At 40.8% G+C, this 23,538-nt stretch carries 17 protein-coding genes and 1 tRNA gene; 4 read left to right on the top strand and 14 right to left on the bottom strand.

The genetic code is table 11. From position 1 onward, the window contains the following. Positions 1-8: 8 nt before the first annotated feature. Positions 9-2,645, bottom strand: coding sequence for a type I DNA topoisomerase (gene topA, locus AB6T38_RS04525; RefSeq protein WP_372546186.1), 2,637 nt, complete (start codon positions 2,643-2,645; stop codon positions 9-11). 334 nt (positions 2,646-2,979) lie between these two features. Here topA and astB point away from each other — a divergent pair, with 334 nt between their 5' ends. Then, positions 2,980-4,320 (top strand): N-succinylarginine dihydrolase, encoded by a 1,341-nt coding sequence (astB, locus tag AB6T38_RS04530; RefSeq protein WP_372546187.1) that lies wholly within the window; start codon positions 2,980-2,982, stop codon positions 4,318-4,320. A gap of 63 nt (positions 4,321-4,383) precedes the next feature. On the opposite strand, the gene AB6T38_RS04535 is transcribed toward astB, so the two are convergent. After that, the gene (locus AB6T38_RS04535; protein WP_372546188.1) at positions 4,384-6,558 is read right to left on the bottom strand and encodes an Ig-like domain-containing protein; all 2,175 of its coding nucleotides are present in this window, start codon (positions 6,556-6,558) and stop codon (positions 4,384-4,386) included. A gap of 123 nt (positions 6,559-6,681) precedes the next feature. Here AB6T38_RS04535 and AB6T38_RS04540 point away from each other — a divergent pair, with 123 nt between their 5' ends. Beyond that, positions 6,682-8,043: a dicarboxylate/amino acid:cation symporter gene (locus tag AB6T38_RS04540; protein WP_372546189.1), complete on the top strand. Its 1,362-nt coding sequence runs from the start codon at positions 6,682-6,684 to the stop codon at positions 8,041-8,043. Between the two features lie 37 nt (positions 8,044-8,080). Here AB6T38_RS04540 and AB6T38_RS04545 read toward each other — a convergent pair whose 3' ends face one another. The 7 genes from AB6T38_RS04545 to pnp form a co-directional block, all read right to left on the bottom strand. Further along, positions 8,081-9,322: a lipoprotein-releasing ABC transporter permease subunit gene (locus AB6T38_RS04545; RefSeq protein WP_372546190.1), complete on the bottom strand. Its 1,242-nt coding sequence runs from the start codon at positions 9,320-9,322 to the stop codon at positions 8,081-8,083. Beyond that, positions 9,319-10,011, bottom strand: a complete 693-nt coding sequence (gene lolD / locus AB6T38_RS04550; protein ID WP_372546191.1) for a lipoprotein-releasing ABC transporter ATP-binding protein LolD — start codon at positions 10,009-10,011, stop codon at positions 9,319-9,321. The genes AB6T38_RS04545 and lolD overlap by 4 nt, the downstream gene beginning before the upstream one ends. 10 nt (positions 10,012-10,021) lie before the next feature. After that, the gene (locus AB6T38_RS04555) at positions 10,022-11,080 is read right to left on the bottom strand and encodes a CNNM domain-containing protein (RefSeq protein ID WP_372546192.1); all 1,059 of its coding nucleotides are present in this window, start codon (positions 11,078-11,080) and stop codon (positions 10,022-10,024) included. A gap of 4 nt (positions 11,081-11,084) precedes the next feature. Then, positions 11,085-13,139 carry a prolyl oligopeptidase family serine peptidase gene (locus AB6T38_RS04560; RefSeq protein ID WP_372546193.1) on the bottom strand — a complete coding sequence of 685 codons (2,055 nt, stop codon included), beginning with the start codon at positions 13,137-13,139 and terminating at the stop codon, positions 11,085-11,087. A gap of 266 nt (positions 13,140-13,405) precedes the next feature. Continuing rightward, a complete protein-coding gene (locus tag AB6T38_RS04565; RefSeq protein WP_372546194.1) occupies positions 13,406-14,743 on the bottom strand; it encodes a M14 family zinc carboxypeptidase in 1,338 nt (445 codons plus the stop codon). Positions 14,744-14,879: 136 nt separating this feature from the next. Then, positions 14,880-15,188 (bottom strand): DUF1244 domain-containing protein, encoded by a 309-nt coding sequence (locus AB6T38_RS04570; RefSeq protein WP_372546195.1) that lies wholly within the window; start codon positions 15,186-15,188, stop codon positions 14,880-14,882. A gap of 84 nt (positions 15,189-15,272) precedes the next feature. Next, a complete protein-coding gene (pnp, locus tag AB6T38_RS04575; RefSeq protein WP_348490504.1) occupies positions 15,273-17,384 on the bottom strand; it encodes a polyribonucleotide nucleotidyltransferase in 2,112 nt (703 codons plus the stop codon). Positions 17,385-17,697: 313 nt separating this feature from the next. Here pnp and AB6T38_RS04580 point away from each other — a divergent pair, with 313 nt between their 5' ends. Both AB6T38_RS04580 and AB6T38_RS04585 read left to right on the top strand, forming a co-directional pair. After that, positions 17,698-18,432, top strand: a complete 735-nt coding sequence (locus AB6T38_RS04580) for a hypothetical protein (protein ID WP_372546196.1) — start codon at positions 17,698-17,700, stop codon at positions 18,430-18,432. Positions 18,433-18,614: 182 nt separating this feature from the next. Continuing rightward, positions 18,615-19,886 (top strand): O-acetylhomoserine aminocarboxypropyltransferase/cysteine synthase family protein, encoded by a 1,272-nt coding sequence (locus AB6T38_RS04585; RefSeq protein ID WP_372546197.1) that lies wholly within the window; start codon positions 18,615-18,617, stop codon positions 19,884-19,886. 85 nt (positions 19,887-19,971) lie between these two features. Here the strand turns inward: AB6T38_RS04585 and AB6T38_RS04590 are convergent. The 5 genes from AB6T38_RS04590 to folP all read right to left on the bottom strand — a co-directional run bounded on the left by AB6T38_RS04590 (position 19,972) and on the right by folP (position 23,451). Then, positions 19,972-20,056 (bottom strand) — tRNA-Leu (locus AB6T38_RS04590). 21 nt (positions 20,057-20,077) lie between these two features. Further along, positions 20,078-20,425 (bottom strand): preprotein translocase subunit SecG, encoded by a 348-nt coding sequence (gene secG / locus AB6T38_RS04595; RefSeq protein ID WP_372546198.1) that lies wholly within the window; start codon positions 20,423-20,425, stop codon positions 20,078-20,080. A 9-nt stretch (positions 20,426-20,434) separates the two neighbouring features. Further along, entirely contained in the window at positions 20,435-21,160 is a 726-nt protein-coding gene (tpiA, locus tag AB6T38_RS04600; RefSeq protein ID WP_372546330.1) for a triose-phosphate isomerase, read from the bottom strand. A 118-nt stretch (positions 21,161-21,278) separates the two neighbouring features. Next, the gene (gene glmM / locus AB6T38_RS04605; RefSeq protein ID WP_372546199.1) at positions 21,279-22,619 is read right to left on the bottom strand and encodes a phosphoglucosamine mutase; all 1,341 of its coding nucleotides are present in this window, start codon (positions 22,617-22,619) and stop codon (positions 21,279-21,281) included. Between the two features lie 4 nt (positions 22,620-22,623). Further along, positions 22,624-23,451, bottom strand: coding sequence for a dihydropteroate synthase (gene folP / locus AB6T38_RS04610; protein WP_372546200.1), 828 nt, complete (start codon positions 23,449-23,451; stop codon positions 22,624-22,626). Between the last annotated feature and the right edge of the window lie 87 nt (positions 23,452-23,538).

A 23,538-nucleotide genomic window follows, 5' to 3' on the forward strand; every position in this document is an offset into this window, starting at 1 on the left:
AAAACCGACTATTTGCCTTTTTTACGTTTGTCTTCAACAACCCATTTGCCATCTTGATACCAAGCTGCCCAACCTGTTGCTTTACCTTCCGCATTTTCAGAGGTGACATATTGTTGTTTAGTTTTACGACTAAATCTCACCATAGTGGGATTACCGTCGGGATCCTTTGCAGGTGCATCAGCTAAGTAATAAAACTTAGGTGAAATACGGTCCCTAAATCTAGCTAACTCATGGACCATTGGTGCCCGCGTCTCGCGAGATTTTGGAAAGTTATGGGCTGCCATAAAGATTCCTGCTGCACCATCACGAAGAACGAAATGAGCATCAGATTTTTCACATTCCAATTCTGGTAAATCAACGGGATCTTCTTTAGGTGGCGCGGCCTCACCATTTCTCAATAGTTTGCGCGTATTTTTACACTCTTCATTAGTACAGCCAAAATACTTACCAAATCGACCATTTTTCAGTTCCATGTCCGAACCACACTTATCACATTCGATAATTGGTCCGTCATACCCCTTAATTTTAAAGGTCCCTTTTTCAACATAAGTACCAGGACAGGTAGGCGCATTACCACAAACATGTAACTTGCGAGTTTCATCTACCAAATAACTATCCATAGCTGTACCGCATATATCACAGCGGCGTTTAGCTCTTAATACTTCCGTTTCCAGCTCTTCTTCATCATCCACTTTGATGACTTCATCCCCTGGAGTCAGATTTTTAGTACCTGTACAGCGCTCTTTGGGAGGTAAGTTGTAACCCGAACAACCAAGGAACACGCCAGTAGAGGCTGTTCTGACATTCATAGGGCGGCCACACAAGTGACATTCAACGTCGGTTTCTATGGCCTGATTGAGACGCATGCCTCCCTCTTCAGGTGGCAATTCAGCTTTTAACAATCGTTGATAGAAATCTTCGTAAAACTCATTTAAAACATCTTTCCAATCACGAACGCCATTTGCAACATCATCAAGTTGTTGTTCCATGTTGGCGGTGAAATCGAAGTTTATTAAATCAGAGAAATTATCCACTAAACGATCGTTAACAATTTCCCCCATTTTCTCCGCGTAAAAACGTTTATTATCCAATTTCACATAACCACGATCTTGGATAGTCGAAATGATGCTGGCATAAGTTGAAGGACGACCTATACCTCTTTTTTCTAGCTCTTTAACCAATGACGCTTCATTAAAGCGAGCAATAGGTTTTGTAAAGTGTTGTTTTGGATCCAGTGCCTTAAGGTCGAGTTTTTCACCTTCTTTAACATCAGGTAAATTAAGATCACCATCGCCCTTGCCTTTCACTTGCGTTTGTACCCGAGTCCAACCATCAAATTTTAACACACGGCCTTTAGCGACTAATTCGTACTCGCCGGCTTTCACCTTAATGGTACTCGCATCATATTTTGCCGGCACCATTTGACAGGCTACGAATTGACGCCAAATTAACTCATAAAGTCGCTGCGCATCACGCTCAACTTCTGTTAATGATTCAGACTTGACGATCACATTGGAGGGACGAATAGCTTCGTGAGCTTCTTGTGCACCTTCTTTGCTACCATAAGAAATGGGAGCGTTAGGCAAATAATTATTGCCAAAATTATCTTCGATATAACTACGACAGTTATCTACAGCGTCTTTACTCAAATTAGTTGAATCTGTACGCATATACGTAATATGACCAGCTTCATACAAGCGCTGAGCCATCATCATCGTTTTCTTCACTCCAAAGCCCAACCGAGTACTTGCAGCTTGCTGCAACGTGGAAGTGATAAAGGGTGCGGAAGGTTTACTTTGTGTCGGTTTAGATTCTCGACTGATAACCTCATAAGCGGCTTTATTCAGCGCTTCTAAGGCAGTATCAGCCTGGGATTTATTAATTGGTTTGAAGGCTTTACCTAAATGCTTAGAGACGAGCATACGTAATGCTGTTTGCTTCGCATTTAAATCCGCATGAATATCCCAAAATTCTTCTGGAACAAATGCTTTGATTTCGCGTTCACGTTCAACGACTAAACGTACAGCCACCGACTGAACACGGCCTGCTGAAAGCCCACGAGCGACTTTTTTCCATAACAATGGAGACACCATGAAGCCCACCACCCGGTCGAGGAATCGGCGAGCTTGTTGAGCATTTACTCGGGCAATATTTAATTGACCAGGGTGCGCAAATGCCTCTTGGATAGCATTCTTGGTAATTTCGTTAAAAACTACCCGTTGGTAAGTTTTTCCTTTACTACCCAATAATTCTTGCAAATGCCAGGCAATCGCCTCCCCTTCTCTATCCAAATCCGTTGCGAGATAAATAGTGTCTGCATCTTTTGCAAGTTTCTTTAATTCATTAACAACTTTCTCTTTACCCGCAAGAATATCATAATGGGCTTTCCAGTCGTGTTGGGGATCAATACCCATGCGATCGACTAACTTAAGATATTCAAATTCTCTTAAGTATTTTTCACGCTTTTTTTCGCTCCACTCTTTTAGCTCTTTAGCTGGTTTTTTGGCCGGAGCTTGGCCTAATGCTTTTGTTGGTAAATCTCTAACGTGTCCAACACTAGATTTAACAATAAAATTTTTGCCCAGATATTTATTTATTGTTTTCGCCTTGGCTGGCGACTCGACAATAACCAGTGATTTTGCCATAAATTACTTATTAACCTTTGATTTATATGGATTTTATACCATTTATAAGGAGTTTACTTAAACTTCCTGACACATATTGCTTTTTTAACATATATCGGCAAAGTGAATAGAAAACAAGTTCTTCTTAATACTTATCTACTTTTTAATTGTAATGACGCACCAAATATGTTCAAAATATGTACAGGCACATTGGCAAGCACATTAAAAGACGTATAATCGCCACCAATAGTAAACAGAGCAAGTCTAAATCACCTAGTTTTTTTGAAATATAATTCATTGAAACCTATTCGTGATGGACAAGCTTTATGCATTTTAGTTGCAATGAGGTGAGTGAGTGAAACAAGTTGAAGTCAATTTTGATGGTTTAGTCGGTCCAACCCACAATTATGCGGGTCTTTCAATTGGTAATGTAGCGTCCCTAAATAATGCAAATGCGTTTAGTAGTCCAAAGCAAGCAGCGCTGCAAGGACTGCAAAAGATGAAAGCATTACATGATATGGGCATGGTACAAGGTGTATTAGCGCCCCAAGCACGACCAGATATTGACACGCTCAGACGTCTTGGCTTTACAGGCAGTGATTCAACCGTGCTTGAGCAAGCCTCAAAGCGTGCTCCTGAAGTTTTCAGCGCTTGTTGCTCCGCTAGTAGCATGTGGACAGCAAATGCCGCTACTGTCTCTCCCAGTGCCGATACGAGTAATGGAAGAATTCACTTCACGCCGGCTAACCTGACCAATAAATTTCATCGTTCGTTGGAACCGGAAGTGACCGGACGTATTTTGCAAGCCACTTTCGCCAATGATAAATACTTTCAACATCACCAACATTTACCAGAAAATGAACACTTTGGTGATGAAGGTGCGGCGAATCATACTCGACTTTGTAGTGACTATGGTCTCGCAGGTATTGAGATGTTTGTTTACGGCCGCTATGCGTTTGACAGCAGTAAACCTGCTCCTAAAAAATTTCCCGCCAGGCAAACCTTGGAAGCCAGCCAAGCCATAGCCCGATTACATGGTTTGAGTGACGATACCACCGTGTTTGTGCAGCAAAATCCTGACCTGATTGATCAAGGGGTATTCCACAACGACGTTATCTCTGTGGGGAATCAAAATGTGCTGTTTTATCATGAACAAGCATTTCTCAATACTCAAAACGTATTAGATGAAATTCAACGCAAGTTTGGCGAACAAAAATTGCATTTTATCCAAGTCGATAGCAAAACCGTCCCCGTTCAAGACGCGATTAAGACCTATCTATTTAATACCCAGATCATTACTCTAACAGCGGGTGAAATGGCAATTATTGCGCCAACTGAATGTGAAGAAAACCCAACCGTCGCCAATTATTTACAAGAGCTGACAAGCTTAAATACCCCAATTAAAAAAGTGCACTATTTTGATGTTAAAGAAAGTATGCGAAATGGTGGAGGGCCTGCTTGTTTGCGCTTACGTGTAGCGATGACAGAAGCTGAACTCGAAGCGGTTAATCAACATACTTTAATGTCTGAGGCTGTTTTCGCCCGTTTAAATAAGTGGGTAAACAAACACTACAGAGATCAATTAAGTGTTGATGATTTACGGGATGCGGTTTTACTGGATGAAACCCGCAGTGCATTGGATGAATTAACTCAAATCTTAAACTTAGGTTCGATATACCCTTTCCAGCGTCAGTAAAAATTATTTTGACTCAATAAAAAAGCCTTGTATCAATACAAGGCTTTTTACATTCTAACTTACTTACAGAGTATCGGTACAACTAAACCCTGTGCCAAACGGACTATTAGGCGGTGATATCGCTTCATCGTCCAGGTCTTCGGCAGCTACAGATAAGGTATAATACTGACTTTCGACGGCTTCACTGCCTGAAGATTGACCAAACACGGCAACTTCAACATCCGCCCAAAAACCAAATGCTCTAGGATAACGAACTTCTAATTTTGCTTGACCGTTTGAATCAGTTTCATTATTACCGTCAGTAAAACCTATTGTACCTATGATACCTGGTGTTAATTCACCATCACCATTGGTATCTTCACCACTATCGAGTATGCCATTGCCATTAATATCTTCATTCGCACAAATAGCGGTGATATTAGCTACCCAAACATCCCCTGAATAAGACCAATAGCCTTTTCGATATACCCCATCTTCTGTAAATTTAATTGGGGTTAAAGATGCAGTTAAAGACACATTTTCCACAGCTCTACCCACTGAATCACTTACAAATACTGAAAACTCTTTTTGATAACTAGAATCATCTGGGGATGATAATAAGTTTCCTGTTCCCAGGGAAATATCAAAGGCTCTATCTCCCACAGTTAAAGTGGTAAAATCCGTGACTGAATCATCATCTGCCACCTCGGCATAGACAATCACTGCATCTTCGCTGCTCACCGCATTAGAAGTATACACAGTGGAAGCGATTCCGTTGCTGTCGGTTGTTGCTGAGTTTGGCGACACATAACCACCACTTACATCGTCCACTCTGAAATTAATGACCTTACCTTTTACAAGATTTCCGGTGTCATCTCGGACGATTGCGGTAATTGTTGATGTTTGTCCATCTGGGCCGATAAGATCCGGTGATGCATCTACAATAACAGTGGCAGGTTCAGTGGCTACAAATTCAAATTGTGTTCTAGCGCTTACGGTTTCTTCATTTGCATCTGTTCCAAGTGCGGTAATAGAAGCTAATCCAGCGTTGTTCGAGTTAATTAAAAATGTAGCAACACCGTTGTTATCTGTCATTGCGGTCGTTACATCAAAGTTCCCTCGTGAAGAACTTAACACCACTTCACCGCCAACATAAGCAATATTGTCTTTTAACCAAGTCACCTCCAAAGTGGTGTCTGTATTAAGAGGGACATCTTCTGAGGGCACTGTGGTAAAACTAAAACTATCTTCTTGCACGGTAAAAGTTAAACTTCCTTGGGCATTGAGTGCACTGGCGGTAATGATATTCTCACCAGAAGTAGAAGCGACATACTGGATGCTTACCTGCCCTTCACTATCAGTTACTGCTGAAGTGGCAATATTCCCCTGTGAGGCACTAAGTTCAACACTTTTATTGGCCAAACCATTACCGTCAGAATCAGCCACTTTAATAGTAACGTCTATAGTATCCCCTAGTACTACCGAAGATGGGCCATCCACATTCACTTCTGTACCCACAATATTAATGTCGATTGTTTCACTGAAGGTACCGGAAGAAACCGTGGCGGTAATTGTTCTATTTTCTGGGTTATTACGACTGGTGAGTGATGCTCTAGCCGTACCATCGTCTGTCGATGTACCTTGTATAATTTGTAATTCCGCGCCGTTATTAGCAGCGAAAGACACATCTACGCCAGACAATAAGATATTTTGGGCATTTTTAACCACCGCAATTAGTTCTATTTCATCAGAACCGCTAGACGCCAGTTGAATTGAACTTGCATACAACTCCAAAGACGCTGGCGTAACACCAGATTGCGAAGTACCTGAAGAGCTAAACCCCACTTGACCTGCTGTACCATCTTCAAGCGCTCCTGTAACCAAGCCATCCCCTGAACTAGCTCCAACCAACAATCCAATAGTGGCAACTCCATCTGCGTTGGTTAAGGCCGTTCCCGTATCATTATCAAAGGTGGCTAAACCATTTTGGCTGAATGTGAAGGTGACGAGTCGATCTTCTACGTTACCATCAGAACTACTGACGGTTGCTGTCACCACTAAAGGAGAGGTAGAGGTTAGTTCATTGACCGCGCCTCCGTCTTGATCCGCGATGCTTAAATTAACATCATAGGTTACAGAACTATCACTTCCACCGGTATCTGTGGCTGTAGAATCACGCTCAACTGAGCCGCCTCCACCACAGGCTGAAAGTGTAAAAATTAGTATAACAGCGAACAACATCTTCAAACGTGAAGCCATGCATTTTTTCCCACAAATAATGTTTTTCAATTCAAGTACCAGTTCTAAATCATTTTTCTTGTTTTGCTAGAGACCTAAACTTGCTACGCTATCCAAAAATCAATAATAAATTTAGGACTAACAATGCAGCAATCTCCAAAAAAACTTGGTCTCACCGCTAAAATCTTTATCGGCATGATTGCCGGGATAATTACCGGTGTTATTTTAAAATGGTCATTTGATGATAGCGGAGATTTAGCATTTAGTGTATTCGGGACTACGGTTTCTACGTATGATGTTTTAATCAATGGTATATTTAATGTCGTTGGTTCGATATTTATCAACAGTTTAAAAATGCTTATAGTACCTCTGGTCTTTGTTTCTTTAGTCTGTGGTGTGGCTAACTTATCTGAACCAAGTAAATTAGGACGCCTAGGTGGCAAGTCTGTTTTGCTTTATATTGGTACTACTGCCATAGCGATAACTGTTGCAATGATTGCAGCGATCATCGTTCAACCTGGTTCTGGTATCCCTATTCCAACTGATGCCGTTTTTGCCGCCAAAGAGCCACCTACTCTAGCCGCGGTAATTATCGATATATTCCCATCAAACCCGTTCCAAGCCTTTACCGAAGGTAAAATGTTGCAAGTTATCACTTTCGCAGTTTTATTTGGTTTAGCCATTGCGATGGTTGGTGATGCGGGCAAACGTATTGCCGCTTTCTTCGAAGATTTAAATACGGTAATTATGAAGTTGGTTACCATTTTGATGAATTTGGCCCCCTATGGTGTTTTTGCGCTGTTAGCAAAATTATTCACCACCATTGATGAAGGACGAATCGCATCCTTAGCCTTATACTTTGTATTGGTATTTGCTGTGTTACTAATTCATGCCTTTGTTAACTATTCAATAATTCTGAAGCTGTTAACGGGATTGAACCCTAAGTACTTGTTCTTAAAAATGCGCGAAGCAGTGTTATTTGCCTTTAGTACCGCCAGTAGTAGTGCAACCTTGCCAGTAACAATGGAAACCGCTACTAAAAAATTAGGTATCGGCAAGTCAGTGGCGTCTTTTGTTGTTCCCCTAGGTTCGACGATTAACATGGATGGTACGGCAATAATGCAAGGGGTAGCCACCGTATTTATCGCTCAAGTTTATGGTATCGACCTTTCTACTTCGGATATGTTAATGGTGGTATTAACCGCTACGTTAGCGTCGGTAGGTACCGCAGGTGTACCAGGTGTAGGTACACTCATGTTATCTATGGTGTTAGTACAAGTAGGGCTTCCAGTTGAAGGCGTCGCCTTAATATTAGGTGTCGATCGGTTATTAGACATGACTAGGACAGCGGTGAATATTACTGGTGACTGTATGGTTTCTTGCGTAGTCGCAAAAAGCGAAAATGAACTTGATGAATCTGTGTATTACGATTTGGAAGCGGGCGTAGACTTTGAAAATGTGGATCTAGATGATTTTAAACCCACAGAAACCCAAACCAAAGACTAATTTAAATAACTAAACATTAGCAGCTATTGATTAGCTGCTAATGTTGTCCTAAAGCTTCTGCAGGATTTATTTTAGTGGCTTTTATGGCTGGATAAATGGTTGCTAACAAACTTAACGTCACCGCGATTAAAGCTGTAAAAAACACTTCACTCCAACGTAATTGTGACGGCAGAAAGTCGATAAAATAAACATCGCCAGATAGGAATTTCACGCCACTGACAGTTTCAATAAAGCTTGCAATTTGAGTCAGATACTCAGCTAATAGCACCCCACATGTTACACCCACTAGGGTTCCAATAAGTCCATTTACAGCACCTTGCAGAATAAATACTTGAATGATTAACCTATCTCTGGCACCCATGGTTTTAAGCATTGCGATTTCCGCCTGCTTTTCACTCACGGCCATGACCAGAGTTGAAATAATATTAAAGCAAGCCACTGCTATGACTAAAGTGAGCGCAACATAAACCACTGCTCTTACTAATTGAATATCCTGATATAAATGCCCTTGAGTTCGCATCCAATCAGACATAAACACATGCTGGGAAAAAGAAAAACCAAATTCACGTATGGCGCTATTGGCGATAAAAGGATCATTGAAACGAAAGCGTAAACCTTGAGCACCGGTTTTTGTACCTAATGTATCAGCAGCTAATTGTATATGCATAAAGCCAATTTGAGCGTCAAGTTCACCGCCTATGGCGATTTCACCTGCTACATGTAACCACACTGATTTAGGCGCTGAAAAAGAAAGGTCGTCGGAAATTTGTGGCAATACAAGTTGTACTTTGTCGCCTACGTTAACCGCTAATTGCTGCATTATCGAACGGCCTAACAACACGGCGTTAGGATCTGCTTTAAAGTTATTCCAGTGACTCTCGCCTACTTGTTGAACCAATTTATTATTTTTCGAATAGTTTAGATCTATGCCCACCAGTTCTGGTACCGCTTTCATTTTACTGCCTTTTTGCAATAAACCTGCGGCTTTGATGTAAGGTTCGATAGAAGTGATCCTTGGATCAGCAGACAAACGATTGAGTTGCTCTTGCCAGTTTTCTAAACCACTGCCTTCGTAAGCGTATATTTCACCATGGGGTATAAAGCTTAAAAGTTGGTTTTTAAGCTCTCGTTCAAAGCCATTCATTACAGATAGTAGCAATATTAACACCATACATCCCAATGCAATGCCTAGTGTAGATGATGCGGAAATAAAGGATATAAAACCGTTTTGGCGCTTACCTGAACGAAACCGCCAGGCCAATTGTCCAACTAAATTCATACAGTAGTGCCCTGCTCGACCAATTTGCCATCGGTAATATTCAACGTTCTGTCGAGTTTAGCGGCTAACTCAATATCGTGAGTTACTACAATAAAGCTGGTTGAAACCTGTTCTCTTAATTCATTTAATAAATGATAAATACTCTGTCCAGTTTTATGGTCTAAATTCCCTGTAGGTTCATCGGCTAAAACCAAATCAGGTTGAGTGACAAGAGCTCGCGCTATGGCACAGCGCTGACGTTCCCCACCAGACATTTGAGCAGGTTTATGATCTAATCGATGACCCAATCCCACTCGTTTTAAAATCTCTTCTGCTCGGTGCTTAGCCAAGTCCGCTTTAATTCTGCCAATGAGTAATGGCATGGAAACGTTTTCTAGTGCGCTAAACTCAGGAAGCAAATGGTGAAATTGATAAACAAAGCCTAAATATTTATTACGAAAATCAGCTTGTTGTTTCTCATTAAACTGAAAAATGTCTTGTCCGTTAAACAGTACCTTTCCAGAGGATGGCGTATCTAGTGCACCCAAGATATGCAACAAGGTACTTTTCCCTGACCCTGAACTCCCCAGTATGGCAACTTGCTCCGCTGTATTAACTTGAAAATTAACGTTATCCAATACTTGTACTGACGCGGCGTCATTTTCTTGATAGGTTTTACTTACATTTTTACAGATTAACAACTGTGACATAATCTCTACTTTATTTTTGGTCTTGCTGTTGTTTGAACAATTCTCGCTCACGCCTCTTCCACATAAGTCGTGCAACTTTTTTCATGCTTACATGTTTGTCTTTCTCATCTACGATTTCAAAACCTAAAAGACTCTCGAGTAAATCTTCTAAGGTTAATATGCCGTCCATTCCACCGTATTCATCCACAACAAGCAGAATATGAGAACGAGATTGTAAAAAATGCGGAAAAGTTTCAGCCAAACTAGTACTGCTTAACAAGGCCACCATGTCTTTACGATATTCAGACAACAACTTATTTCCGTTGCCTCTTGCCTGAGCCAAAATCAAATCGGATTTTAAAACAAATCCACTTATTTTCTCTGGCTCTTCATCTTCATAGACCGGAATTCTCGAATAGCCCTCGGTTGCGTGTTTATGATAAAACGTTTCTACCGTTAAGTTTTCTGAAACTTTAAATACCACGGTTCTGTGGGTCATTGCATCACGTACTTTAAGATCATCTAAACTTAATAAACTTTGTAGGATATTGGCTTCTTGGTGATCTAATAAACCTTCGTGTTTAGATAATTCTGTCATGGCTTGCAGCTCTCCACGACTCAAACCTTTTAAGGGGCTTTCCTCTGTAAATCGGCTGGTTAACGCATTTGCCATTTGTACAAACGGATACAAAACCCAAACCAAATACTTTAAAAAATATGCGGTAACGGGTGCGAGCTGACGCCAAAAAGTAGCCCCTAATGTCTTCGGAATAATTTCTGAAAACACCAAAATGAGTAAGGTTAATACAGCTGAAGCTGCACCAAGGTAAGCATCGCCAAACACCACTGCTGCTTGTGCCCCAGCACCAGCAGCCCCCATTGTGTGGGCAATGGTGTTGAGGGTTAAAATGGCGGCCAAAGGTTTGTTAATGTCCGCCGTTAAGCTATGTAAAATCTCTCCCGATTTTTCACCTTTGTTCATAGAAACAGATATGTAAGCTGAAGAGATACTTAAAATGACCGCTTCAGCGACAGAACATAAAAAGGAAAATCCCAGTGCAACAAAAACATATATAATTAGTAGCACCATAAAGTTAACTATCGCCCTCTTTTTTAGGTTTATGTTGCTCGAACCACCACAAAATATATTCCACCTTTGCCATCAAATTACTTGGTTTACGATAGATACTATGTGACGCATTAGGTATGCGTACCATGGCACTCTCAACACCTTGCAGTTTTAATGCTTGATAAAATTGTTCGGATTCAGATATGGGAGTTCTATGATCAGACTCACCAGTCAATAACATCGTCGGTGTCGTTACATTACCAACATAGCTGATAGGCGAATATTTCATATACTCATCTAAATTATCCCAAGGTTTACCGTTGAACCAATATTGATAAAAGAAAGGATAGAAATCCGCAGTTAGTACAAAACTAAACCAATTAATTACCGGTTTTGCGACTACCGCTGCTGCAAAACGTTGAGTATGGCCAATAGACCAAGCAGTGAGGGTACCACCACCTGAACCACCAGTAATAAATAGCTGATCAGTATCAATAAACCCTTTTTCAATAAGCTTGTCCACGCCACTCATTAAATCGTCGTAATCTTGACTGGGATAGTTTTTATCAATCGTATGGGCAAAGTCTGCTCCATAACTAGAACTACCTCTAGGATTTAGATACAACACTACATTGCCAGCAGCGGCAAACAGTTGGATCTCCATTGAGAAATGTGGTCCATAGGCGGTAACCGGACCACCATGGATTTCCAATACCATTGGATACTTTTTAGTTTCATCAAAGCCCGGAGGGTAAGCAATCCAGCCTTGAATATCCTTACCATCAGTACTGGATTTAAACCAAAACTCTTCGATCTTGGCCAGAGTTTTGTGACTCAAGGCATCATCATTTAAATGGGTTAGTAGTTTGCTTTTTTTGTTTTCGATAATCGCGATATCCGCAGGTCGCATGGGATCAGAATGTGAAATGACCACTTTGCCATTTTCACTTACCGAAAACTCACCGCTGGTATAAGGTCGACCATAAGATTGGCCGCCTAATTTGTCAGACAATATACTGCGTTTATCCGCTGTTCTTGCCGATTGCAGGGCTAAAATAGTTTTGCCTTTATCATCATACTGAATATAAAGGTTTCGACTTTTGTGATCCCACTCTATTGTGTCTATACTGCGATCTAATCCTTCAGAGACCATTATTGTCTCACCATCAGATAGCTGTTTTATATAGACTTTAGCATTGTCATAATTTTTACGTTTATCATCAAAGCCAATATAGGCCAAGTATTTGCCATTTGGAGAGATCTTGGGGCTGCCGTCAGGCCCATCCCTTTCGGTTAATTGCGTGATAAGACTATCTTTAATTGAAATAGAATAAATATCGCTGTTAAGAGGAGTAAAATCTCGATTTTCGGAACGATTAGCAGAAAAATAGAGGAGTTCACTGTTTTTACCCCAACTCAACGCGCCACCATTATCAAATTCATCGTTAGTTAGTTGTCTAGGTGTACCGCCATCAGCAGATAAGATAAATATCTCTGATGTGCCAGGGCTACGATAACCGCCTCCATCAAAGCGATAATACACATCATCAATATAAATCGCAGGGTCTGCCCATTTGGCTCCCGCGGGCTTACCCGCTAGGTTTACTGGTGATTTAGGTTTACCAGCGACAAACATGCTAAAGGCGATGTACTTACCATCAGGCGACCAACTTAACCCACTAGGAGACGAGACCAAATTAGTAAGCTTTGCAGTGTTGCCCGAGGCTAACCAAGTGACGTAAATTTGTGGCTTACCGCTTCGAGTAGAGATAAAAGCAAGCTTTTTACCATCGGCGGATAGTACCGGGTTGTAATCTAAATGGTCACCCGTAGTAACAGGTAACATGTTGCCCGTCTTAGTGTCTACAGACCAGATATTACCAAGCTTTCTGTCACTTTGAATATCCATAAAATGGCGTACGAAATAGACGACTTTACCATCTTTACTGATGTTTAAATCAGCCGCATACTCAATGTCGAAGATATTCTCAGATTTGAGTACATCGATTTCTGTCTTTGCGTTAATAGCTGGTGAAATTAATCCTCCCATTAACAAAAAAGTAAGCATTACGTTTTTCATTTTTATCCCTAATGTAGTCGGCGAACAAATAGCTTATCGCACTTTTTTTAAAATGCCTCGTAAATACGACCTTTGCATTGAAAGTAACAACGATTATTGATCATATAGAAGACAATTCTACGTATTTTCGTATTAATCGGTAATTGCCAAACTGTATCCTATATATCTGCACTTTTTATGCAGTGATTGACTAGTTTGACAACTTAATGATGAGAATCAAAGTATTCTCAATTCGAAGTTGAATATAAAGTGTAAATAACTGTTTATTATTTCAAAACGATTAGTTTCCCTTCTAATACAGCCCCTTTAACTTGGTCATTAAATAACATCAACCAAGTTGGTGGCATTCTCTTTTGCCAGAAGCCAGCAGGTTCAGACTCTCCCGGCACTTTGATGATGGGCCAATCAGTTAACTGATTGATTAACGATATATCGCCACTGAAACGACAAAAACCGTTGCGTAACAAAAATAGGTACTTGTCTTCACTAAGGTCGATGGGTTCATTGACCTCAAAGGTATTCCCTGGTGCATAATTAAAATTATGGGCATTTAACACTTCATAACCGCCCAAATGCCTTAAGTCCCCTAGTTCGCTAATCAGTGCCTGTTTGTGGTTTAGATGCTTTAAGGCAACATCCACATTAAAATTACCTTTCACGCTATCAACTTTGAGGCCCCTAATGACTTGATCACAGAGTCCATTTTCAATATTATACGGTAAAGAATTGTACGCAAACTCTCCCACCTGCTGATATGAGCCATCAGCAATGTGCTTTAAACCCAGCATTAGACAAAGAAAATTGAGTCGTCTGGCATTTTGTCTATTTAGATCATTGGTCCTATATCCCGATTCAATCAAAACACAAGCAATGCCTTGGCTACAAGCTAGATCACCAAAGGCGCGATCTGAATAGCTATCTTGATACTTGGCGACCCGACCAAACAATTCATCTGACATATCAGATAGCACAGCACCAATAAGTTTCATGGCATTACATCTATTATCAGGCATACTTTCGTGAGAATCACCTGCAGGCGCTAAAAATGCCATTTCTACCGGTGCTAAAGAATGCTCAATGCGATAATAACGAGACTGATCATGAAGGTTGAAGGCAAAAGCTGGCTTAATATTGTCGAACAAAGATTTTAGTACTTTTCCTTCAGGGGTTTGTAAGACTGCGGCATCGCGATTGATATCAATACCTTGGGCATTTTCTCTAGTTTGTTGCTGTGCACCGTCGGGGTTCAACATAGGCACGAAGTGTAGAGTGACTTTTTCAAAGAGCTCGGTTAGCCAAGGAGTGGTTTTATTTTGCTCAATAAAGACAAGTAAGTCCAACAGTGACGCTGTTGCCGTTGGCTCATCTCCATGCATTTGCGACCAACATAATATAGGAATACTCCCCTTGCCCACTGAAATCATATGAATGGGACGGGCTAAATAGGAATGACCTATAATTCGTTTCTTAATAAAATCCGGATCAACAAAAATAGCTTCCTCAAGATGTTCGCTGACATCCTCAGGGAAAATGTGGGCTTTGTCCAGTTGAGCAATTCTGGCTTTGCAATAAAGCTGTTCTAATTCGTTGTTCTCAGGGAACATGCCTACTCCGAACTGTCATTATTCACTATGTCTAGATTAGAGCGCTTGACTAGGTAATTCTAGTAATTTTAGTTAGTTATCATCATTAGCGCAATTTAATCAATGGCAACTTCCCTAGCCAAGCCTAATCTATCAGTTAATTACAACCGCCTTTTTGAGCTTGCCTAGCATCAAACTCCGCAAGTTGCTCGGGGGTAGCTTTGGCTTGATACTGTTCTTTCCATTGGGAATAAGGCATACCGTATATCTTTTCCCTAGCTTGTTCGTAATCGATTTCAATTCCTTTTTCTTCCGCCGCGGCCTTGTACCACTTACCTAAGCAATTACGACAAAAGTCGGCTAAAATCATTAAATCGATGTTTTGCACATCTTTATTGTCGTCTAAGTGTTTTAACAAACGTCTAAAGGTTGCCGCTTGAATTTCAATTTCTGTTTGTTTATCCATCGTATATTCCAATCGTAATAATCAATTAACACAAAATAAAAAAAGGAGCTTAAAGCTCCTTTTTATGTAACACAATTTTGTAGATTAATCTTCAGAAGGTGCTTCTGCTGCTGGTTTTTCCAACAACTCTTTGATGCTAAGACGAACACGGTTCTGACGATCAATTTCCATTACTTTCACGTCAACCATTTGGCCTTCAGAAAGATAATCAGAAACTTTATTCACACGTTCATGAGCGATTTGTGAAATATGTACCAGACCTTCTTTACCAGGCAATACTTCAACAAATGCACCAAAATCAACGATACGCGTCACTTTACCATGGTAAGTTTTGCCCGCTTCAACTTCTGCAGTTACTTGCTCAATCTTAGCGATAGCAATTTCTGCTTTAGCTAGTTCAGTTGCAAAAATCTTAATAGTACCGTCATCTTCGATTTCGATATTAGTATCTGATTCTTCAGTGATAGCACGGATCATTGCGCCACCTTTACCAATCACATCACGGATTTTATCCTGATCGATTTTAAGGGTATAGATGCGAGGAGCAAACTCTGACATTTCGTCGCGGTGTCCACCAAGAGCTTCATCCATAACACCCAAAATGTGCAAGCGAGCTTCTTTAGCTTGCTTAAGGGCTTTTTGCATGATTTCTTTGGTAATACCTTCGATTTTGATGTCCATTTGCAGTGCAGTAATACCATCGGTAGTACCAGCAACTTTAAAGTCCATATCACCAAGGTGATCTTCATCACCTAGAATGTCAGATAAAACAACGAAGTTTTCGTCACTTTTCACCAAGCCCATAGCAATACCCGCTACAGAAGCTTTAATAGGTACACCGGCATCCATTAGTGCAAGTGAAGTACCACATACAGAGGCCATAGAAGACGAACCATTTGATTCAGTAATCTCAGACACTACACGAACAACATATGGGAATTCAGCTTCAGATGGCATTACAGCTTGAATACCACGTTTAGCCAAACGACCGTGACCAATTTCACGACGCTTAGGAGAGCCTACAAAACCTGTTTCGCCTACACAGTATGGAGGGAAGTTGTAATGCAACATGAAACGGCTACTTGCCATGCCACCTAGCTCATCGATCATCTGTGCATCACGCTCTGTACCAAGGGTAGCGGCAACTAATGCTTGAGTTTCACCACGCGTGAAAAGAGCAGAACCGTGAGTTCTAGGTAGAACACCTGTATTTACGTGTAACGCTCTGATCATATCCGGTTCGCGACCATCAATACGTGGCTCGCCGGCAAGTATACGAGAACGAACAACATCACTCTCTAGATCATGTAGCATTTCAGACACTTCTTTAGGGTCTTGCTCAGGATCAGCTTCAAGGATTGCTTCAACGGCTTTTTCAGTTACCGCAACAACGGCATCTTTACGCACCATTTTATCAGAAATCTGGTAAGCTTCAGTCATGCCAGCTTCTGCTAATTCTTTGATTTTGCTCTTAAGATCAGTATTTTCAGCATCAGCGGCCCATTCCCATTTAGGAGTAGCAACTTCTGCAGCAAACTCACTCACTGCATTAACAACAGCTTGGCTTTGCTCATGACCATACATTACAGCACCAAGCATCACTTCTTCAGAAAGAATGCTTGCTTCTGATTCAACCATCAATACTGCACTTTCAGTACCGGCTACAACCAAATCTAATTCACTTGTTTCAAGTTCTGAAGTCAAAGTGTTTAGAATGTACTCACCCTCTTTGTAACCAACACGAGCTGCACCAACAGGACCATTAAATGGAATACCTGAAATTGCCAAAGCCGCAGAGGTACCAATAAGAGAGATGATATCAGTCGGAATTTCTGGGTTTGCAGAAACAACGGTAATAATAATTTGCACTTCGTTCATGAAGCCGTCTGGGAATAGAGGACGGATTGGACGGTCGATCAAACGTGCGATTAAAGTCTCACTTTCTGAAGGACGACCTTCACGTTTGAAAAAGCCACCTGGTATTTTACCAGCAGCATAAGCTTTTTCTTGATAATTAACCGTTAATGGGAAGAAGTCTTGACCTGCTTTGGCTTCTTTTCTACCAACTACACTAACTAGTACAGATGTATCATCCATGCTAGCCATAACAGCAGCAGTAGCTTGACGAGCAATAACGCCCGTTTCTAGAGTTACAGTATGCTGACCATACTGAAATGTTTTAGTAATAGGAGTCACTATTTATCCTTTTTAATATTTTCTTATATCGCTTTTAAATGCGGCGCATAGTATAGCTATATGATAGGCAAATCGACAGTGAAATTTATATTTAATCAAGGTTAATTTTGTTTTTTCCTAATTTTTCCCATAAGCTTGTTTTAATTTGTACTAAGCTAGGGGGGTTAACACCAAAATATTGAGTGGTTTATCAACTGATGGGGAAAGCTAAATTGCTGATATAAAACAATTCCAATGAAAAATTGTTTTTTGAACTTATGCAGATATAGAATACACTCTCGCTTAGTCATAAAAATGCAACAAAAGTGTAACAATGTCACAAATTAAACATTTAAAGTCCTTTTTCAACTTTATTTTGGTTCTTTGCATCAGTTTCAGCGCAAATGCCAACAATACCAGTGGTGTAACTGGCCCAATAGTCAAACCCAATGACCAGTCTTTCCAAATTCGTACTGCATACACGCCAAGTGAAAATGGTGATAGAGAACAGTACGTAATTAGAATGAATGCGCAAAAATCCATTACCGATTCAGTGCGATTTCGCATGGTTGGTCAAGTAAGAAACACCACAGGGAATTTTGAACTTGACTCCATTTCCGCCGATTTATTATGGCAGTTCCAACATAAAGAAGATGGAATTTGGGACAGTGCTGTTCGAGCTGACATTAAAACCCGTAAAGCTCATCGCAGCGAAGGACTTTCATTTAAATGGAGTAATCGGTGGTCATTTGCGCCTAAATGGTCGCTTACTCAAGTGTTGTCATTTACTTGGAACATTGGAGGCGACAACCCTGCCACCGGAACCTTTTTAGAAACACGCACTGGCATAACCTATAAAGCGAACAAAAACGTTACCCTTGGCTTTGACTCATTCAATAACCTCGGCAAAATTGGCGCTTTTGGAAATAGCAATGATCAAAGCCATCAAATTGGACCTTCAATTTCTGGTAAGTATCAACAACTCTCCTATTCTTTCAGTTACCTAAAAGGGATTACCAATGGCGCCAGAGATGATGTTATTCGGTTATTTGTAAAAAAACCGTTTTAACCAGTTACGTTTCTTAGTCTGATACTTTTTAGTCTGTTTTGTTTTAATCCTGAGACTGCCTTATCTTCTAACGGTTTTGAATGATTAATAACTAAATTGATTTTACTGATAATTATTCCTTCACTATCATAACGTTTTGCAACAATTATTACTCGACAACCTCAACCTTATAGAGAAAAATAATGAAATTAGAGTCCATAGCATTACACGAAGGCTACAAATCAGAAGAAACCACTAAAGCTGCTGCGGTTCCTATTTATCAAACCACATCTTATACTTTTGATGATACGCAGCACGGCGCGGATTTGTTTGATCTTAAAGTACTAGGAAATATTTACACCCGCATCATGAACCCTACCACTGACGTCCTCGAAAAACGTGTGGCGGCGATGGAAGGCGGCATAGCTGCAGTATGTGTGTCGTCAGGTATGGCAGCCATTACTTATGCAATCCAATGTATCTGTGAGGCAGGCGACAATATTGTCAGTACCAGCCAATTGTATGGTGGAACCTATAACCTTTTTGCCCACGCATTGCCTCGTCAAGGCATTGAAACTCGCATGGTTTCCCATGACGACTTTACTACTTTTGAAAAATCTATCGATGAAAAAACCAAAGCAATATTTTGTGAATCCATTGGCAACCCAGCCGGTAATGTAGTTGATATCAAACGCTTAGCACAGATAGCGGATAAACACGGTGTACCTCTAATTGTAGACAATACCGTTGCAACCCCCTACTTGTGCAGACCATTTGAATTAGGCGCGCACATAGTTGTGCATTCACTTACTAAGTACATTGGTGGTCACGGTACATCTGTGGGCGGTGCGATTGTTGATTCTGGCAAATTTGACTGGGTAAAAAACAAACACCGTTTTGCTATTTTAAATGAACCTGATCCTTCATATCACGGTGTGGTTTACACTGAAGCACTAGGAGCTGAAGCATATATTGGACGCTGCCGCGTAGGCCCACTTAGAAGTACTGGTGCAGCCATTTCTCCGTTAAATTCATTCCAAATTTTACAAGGATTAGAAACCCTAGGGTTGCGCATGGAACGTCACTGTGAAAATGCAGAAAAGCTTGCAACTTACTTATTGCAACACGATAAAGTTGATTGGGTAAATTATGCCGCCCTCCCCGACAGTCCTTACCATGAAAACTGCCAAAACATTACCTCAGGAAAAGCATCCGGGGTGTTAAGTTTTGGTATTGCTGGCGGTTTAGAATCTGGCACGAAATTCATCGACTCATTAAATATGATCCTACGCTTAGTGAATATTGGTGATGCTAAATCATTGGCCTGTCATCCAGCCTCGACCACCCATCGTCAGTTAAACGAAAAAGAACTGGCTGCGGCTGGGGTAAGTACCGATTTGGTAAGAATATCAGTGGGTATTGAACATATCGACGATATTATTGCGGATGTTAGTCAAGCGTTAGATAAAGTGTAATGTTGCTCTAAATATAAAAAACAGCAATCAATAGTTGATACAAAAAAGCCTGTAGAGATTTACTCTACAGGCTTTTTATTTATATTGGTGCGGATGGGGAGACTCGAACTCCCACGGCCTAAGCCACAGCCCCCTCAAGGCTGCGTGTCTACCAATTCCACCACATCCGCGATGTTTATTAAAACAACTATCTAGTTAGGGATCTCGTTTGAATCTGGCGTAGTTTCCTGATTAGGAATGTCTGAATCAACTGATTGCTCAATAGCGCCTAGATTTTCAAATTCATCAAGTGATTGATCTTTATCTGCGGTTTGATTACCTAAAATCAAACTGATAACAAAAAACAAAGTAGCAAGTATGGCTGTTGTTCTTGTCATAAAGTTACCTGAACCAGAAGAGCCAAATACTGTATTTGAGCCGCCACCACCAAATGATGCGCCCATATCCGCACCTTTACCTTGCTGAATAAGCACCATGCCTATCAACATTAAAGCTACTACTAAATATACTACTATCAAAATTTCGTAAAAATACGTCATGTTATGTCTCTAACCTTTTGCTGCTAAGCAAATATTTAAAAATTCCTGTGGATCCAAACTGGCTCCACCTATCAACCCGCCATCTACATCGGGTTGTGAAAATAATTCATTGGCATTGGCGGCTTTAACACTACCACCATATAAAATACGTAAGCCATTGGCTATGTCAGCATTTAATTTACGTAAATATTCACGAATAAATGCATGAACTTCTTGCGCTTGCAATGGGCTGGCTGTTTTGCCTGTACCGATTGCCCATACTGGCTCATAAGCAACCACTATGTTGTCAAAGTCGTCGATTCCAATGACATTAATTACGGCTTCAATTTGTGCTTGGATATGATTAAAAAACTCACCACTATCACGCACAGACTCTGGCTCACCAACACACAACACTGGTGTTAAACCATGTTTTAGTGCCACGCTTACTTTTTCAGCAACCAGTTTATCACTTTCGCCGTTATCCGTTCTTCTTTCAGAGTGACCGACTAACACGAAGTCACATCCTACAGATTTTAGCATTGAACCAGACACTTCTCCTGTATGAGCACCAGAGTCAAATTCACTTAGATTCTGTCCCCCAATAGCACCTTTTAACGAGTTAAAAGCACTTATAAATGGAAAAGGAGGACAAACCAATACATCAACATCCGTCAAATTGGCACCGTTAAGGGTATCCATCATTTGCTTGGCAAGTTCGATGTTACCATTCATTTTCCAGTTGCCTGCAACCATAGGGAGTCGTTTGTTCTGCACTTTAATCTTCCTTAACCCAGCGAAAAAGCGGGCGAGATATTAACTAACCCGAGTAAAATATACAAGTGGGCTAGCGTTAATTTATGATGCTAAATGACTAATTGGTTAATTTACGCACTGCATCAGCGATAAATTCAGCCCAATTAGTCGAGTCTTCTTGTTTTTCGGCTTCAACCATGACACGAATAAGGGGTTCAGTACCACTTTTTCGCAATAACACTCGTCCGGTTTTACCTAAATTGTTTTCTGCTTCAATAACGGCTTCTTTGACCTTCGTATTTTCTAATGGGTCTTCACCTTCCTCAAACCTCACATTTACCAGTGTTTGAGGATACATATCCATGCCGGAACATAATTCGTGTAGACTCATCTGAGAACGTAACATGGCAGTAATAACCTGCAAGCCCGCTAAGATACCATCACCTGTAGAAGTGACATTTAAATTAAGTACATGGCCGGAGTTTTCTCCACCAATTGCCCAACCACGTTCTTGTAACAATTCCATCACGTAACGGTCACCGACATTACTTCTGAGAAAAGCGACACCAAGTTTATTTAGGGCAATTTCTAAACCTAAGTTACTCATTAAGGTGCCTACAACACCACCGTTCAAGCGGCCTGATTTTAACGAGTCACGAGCTATAATATAAATAAGTTGATCACCATCGATTAAATTACCTTTATGGTCAACCATCATAATTCGATCACCATCACCGTCTAAGGCAAAACCTAAATCGGCTTTATGCTCAAGTACACTCTCTTGAATCGCTTTCATTGAAGTGGCCCCGACACCTTTATTGATATTTAACCCATCAGGTTCAGTACCAATTTCAATGACTTCTGCTCCAAGCTCTTCTAAGACGTTAGGGGCAATATGATAAGTTGCACCATGGGCACAATCGACCACTATTTTTAAACTTTTAAGGTTTAGATCCGAAGGAAAGTTGCCTTTGCAAAATTCAATATATCGACCTGCAGCATCTTCAATTCGATACGCTTTACCCAGCTTATCGGAGGCCACACATACCATAGGCTTTTCCATTTCTTTTTCAATGGCAAGTTCAATTTCATCATCTAGCTTATAGCCGTTAGCTGAGAAAAATTTGATACCATTATCGTAAAACGGATTGTGAGATGCACTAATTACTATTCCAGCTTCAGAGCGAAAGGTTTTGGTTAGATAGGCAATTGCTGGGGTTGGCATTGGACCTAATAAACCAATATTAATGCCCGCTGCAGATAAGCCAGCTTCAAGACAAGACTCAAGCATATAACCAGATATACGTGTATCTTTACCGATAAGAACTTTATTTGTTCCCTGCCCAGCCAACACTTTTCCAGCAGCCCAGCCTAACTTCATTACAAACTCAGGATTAATGACACTTTCGCCAACTTTTCCACGAATACCATCTGTACCGAAATATTTTCTTGAGTTCATCACATTAATCCTTATAAGTACTCAACGCCAATACCACTTTTACAACATCAACGGTTTGTTTTACATCGTGCACTCGTAATATCGAAGCGCCTTTAGTTAACGCAATTGTCGCAGCAGCTAAACTGCCAGCTAATCGATCGTTAACGTCTCTATTTAAGAGATTGCCTATCATTGACTTGCGAGATATACCAATCAACATAGGTAAATCTAATTCTTGCATTTCATTAAGTCTATCAAGTATTTGATAATTATGCGGTAAAGTTTTGCCAAAACCAAATCCAGGATCAATCAATAGCTTAGATTTTGCTATCCCAGCTTGAACACAAAGGTCAATTTTAGCTTGTAGAAATTCAGTCACCTCTTTAACTACATCTTGATAACTAGGTGCTTGTTGCATACTTTTAGGCCGTCCTTGCATATGCATCAGGCACACAGCGGCTCCACTTTGTGCCGCAGTTGTTAACGCACCAGTTTGTTCTAATGCGCGGATATCATTAATAAGACCAGCACCGGCTGCAACAGCATGTTGCATCACTTCAGGTTTACTGGTGTCGATGGAGATAACCACATCAAAATTGGCATTTATAGCTTCAATGACTGGAATTGTGCGATCAAGCTCTTGCTGAACAGACACCTCTTCGGCACCGGGCCGAGTCGATTCTCCGCCAACATCGATAAAGTCGGCACCCTCTAAAATCATAGTTTCAGCTTGAGATAGCGCACTATCGCGCCCTTCAAACTTTCCGCCGTCGGAAAATGAATCAGGCGTGACATTTAGGATCCCCATGACTCTGGGTGCGGTTAAATCGAGCTTTTTGTTTTTAAACTGCATAAAGTAATTTCAAATACCAAAACATGGGGTAGTAGATACAAAAAAGGTCGAGTCAGCACTTGTCTGAGTCGACCCAATTTAAACGAA

This window comes from Aliiglaciecola sp. SL4, from assembly GCF_041538045.1.
Classification (GTDB): Bacteria; Pseudomonadota; Gammaproteobacteria; order Enterobacterales; family Alteromonadaceae; genus Aliiglaciecola.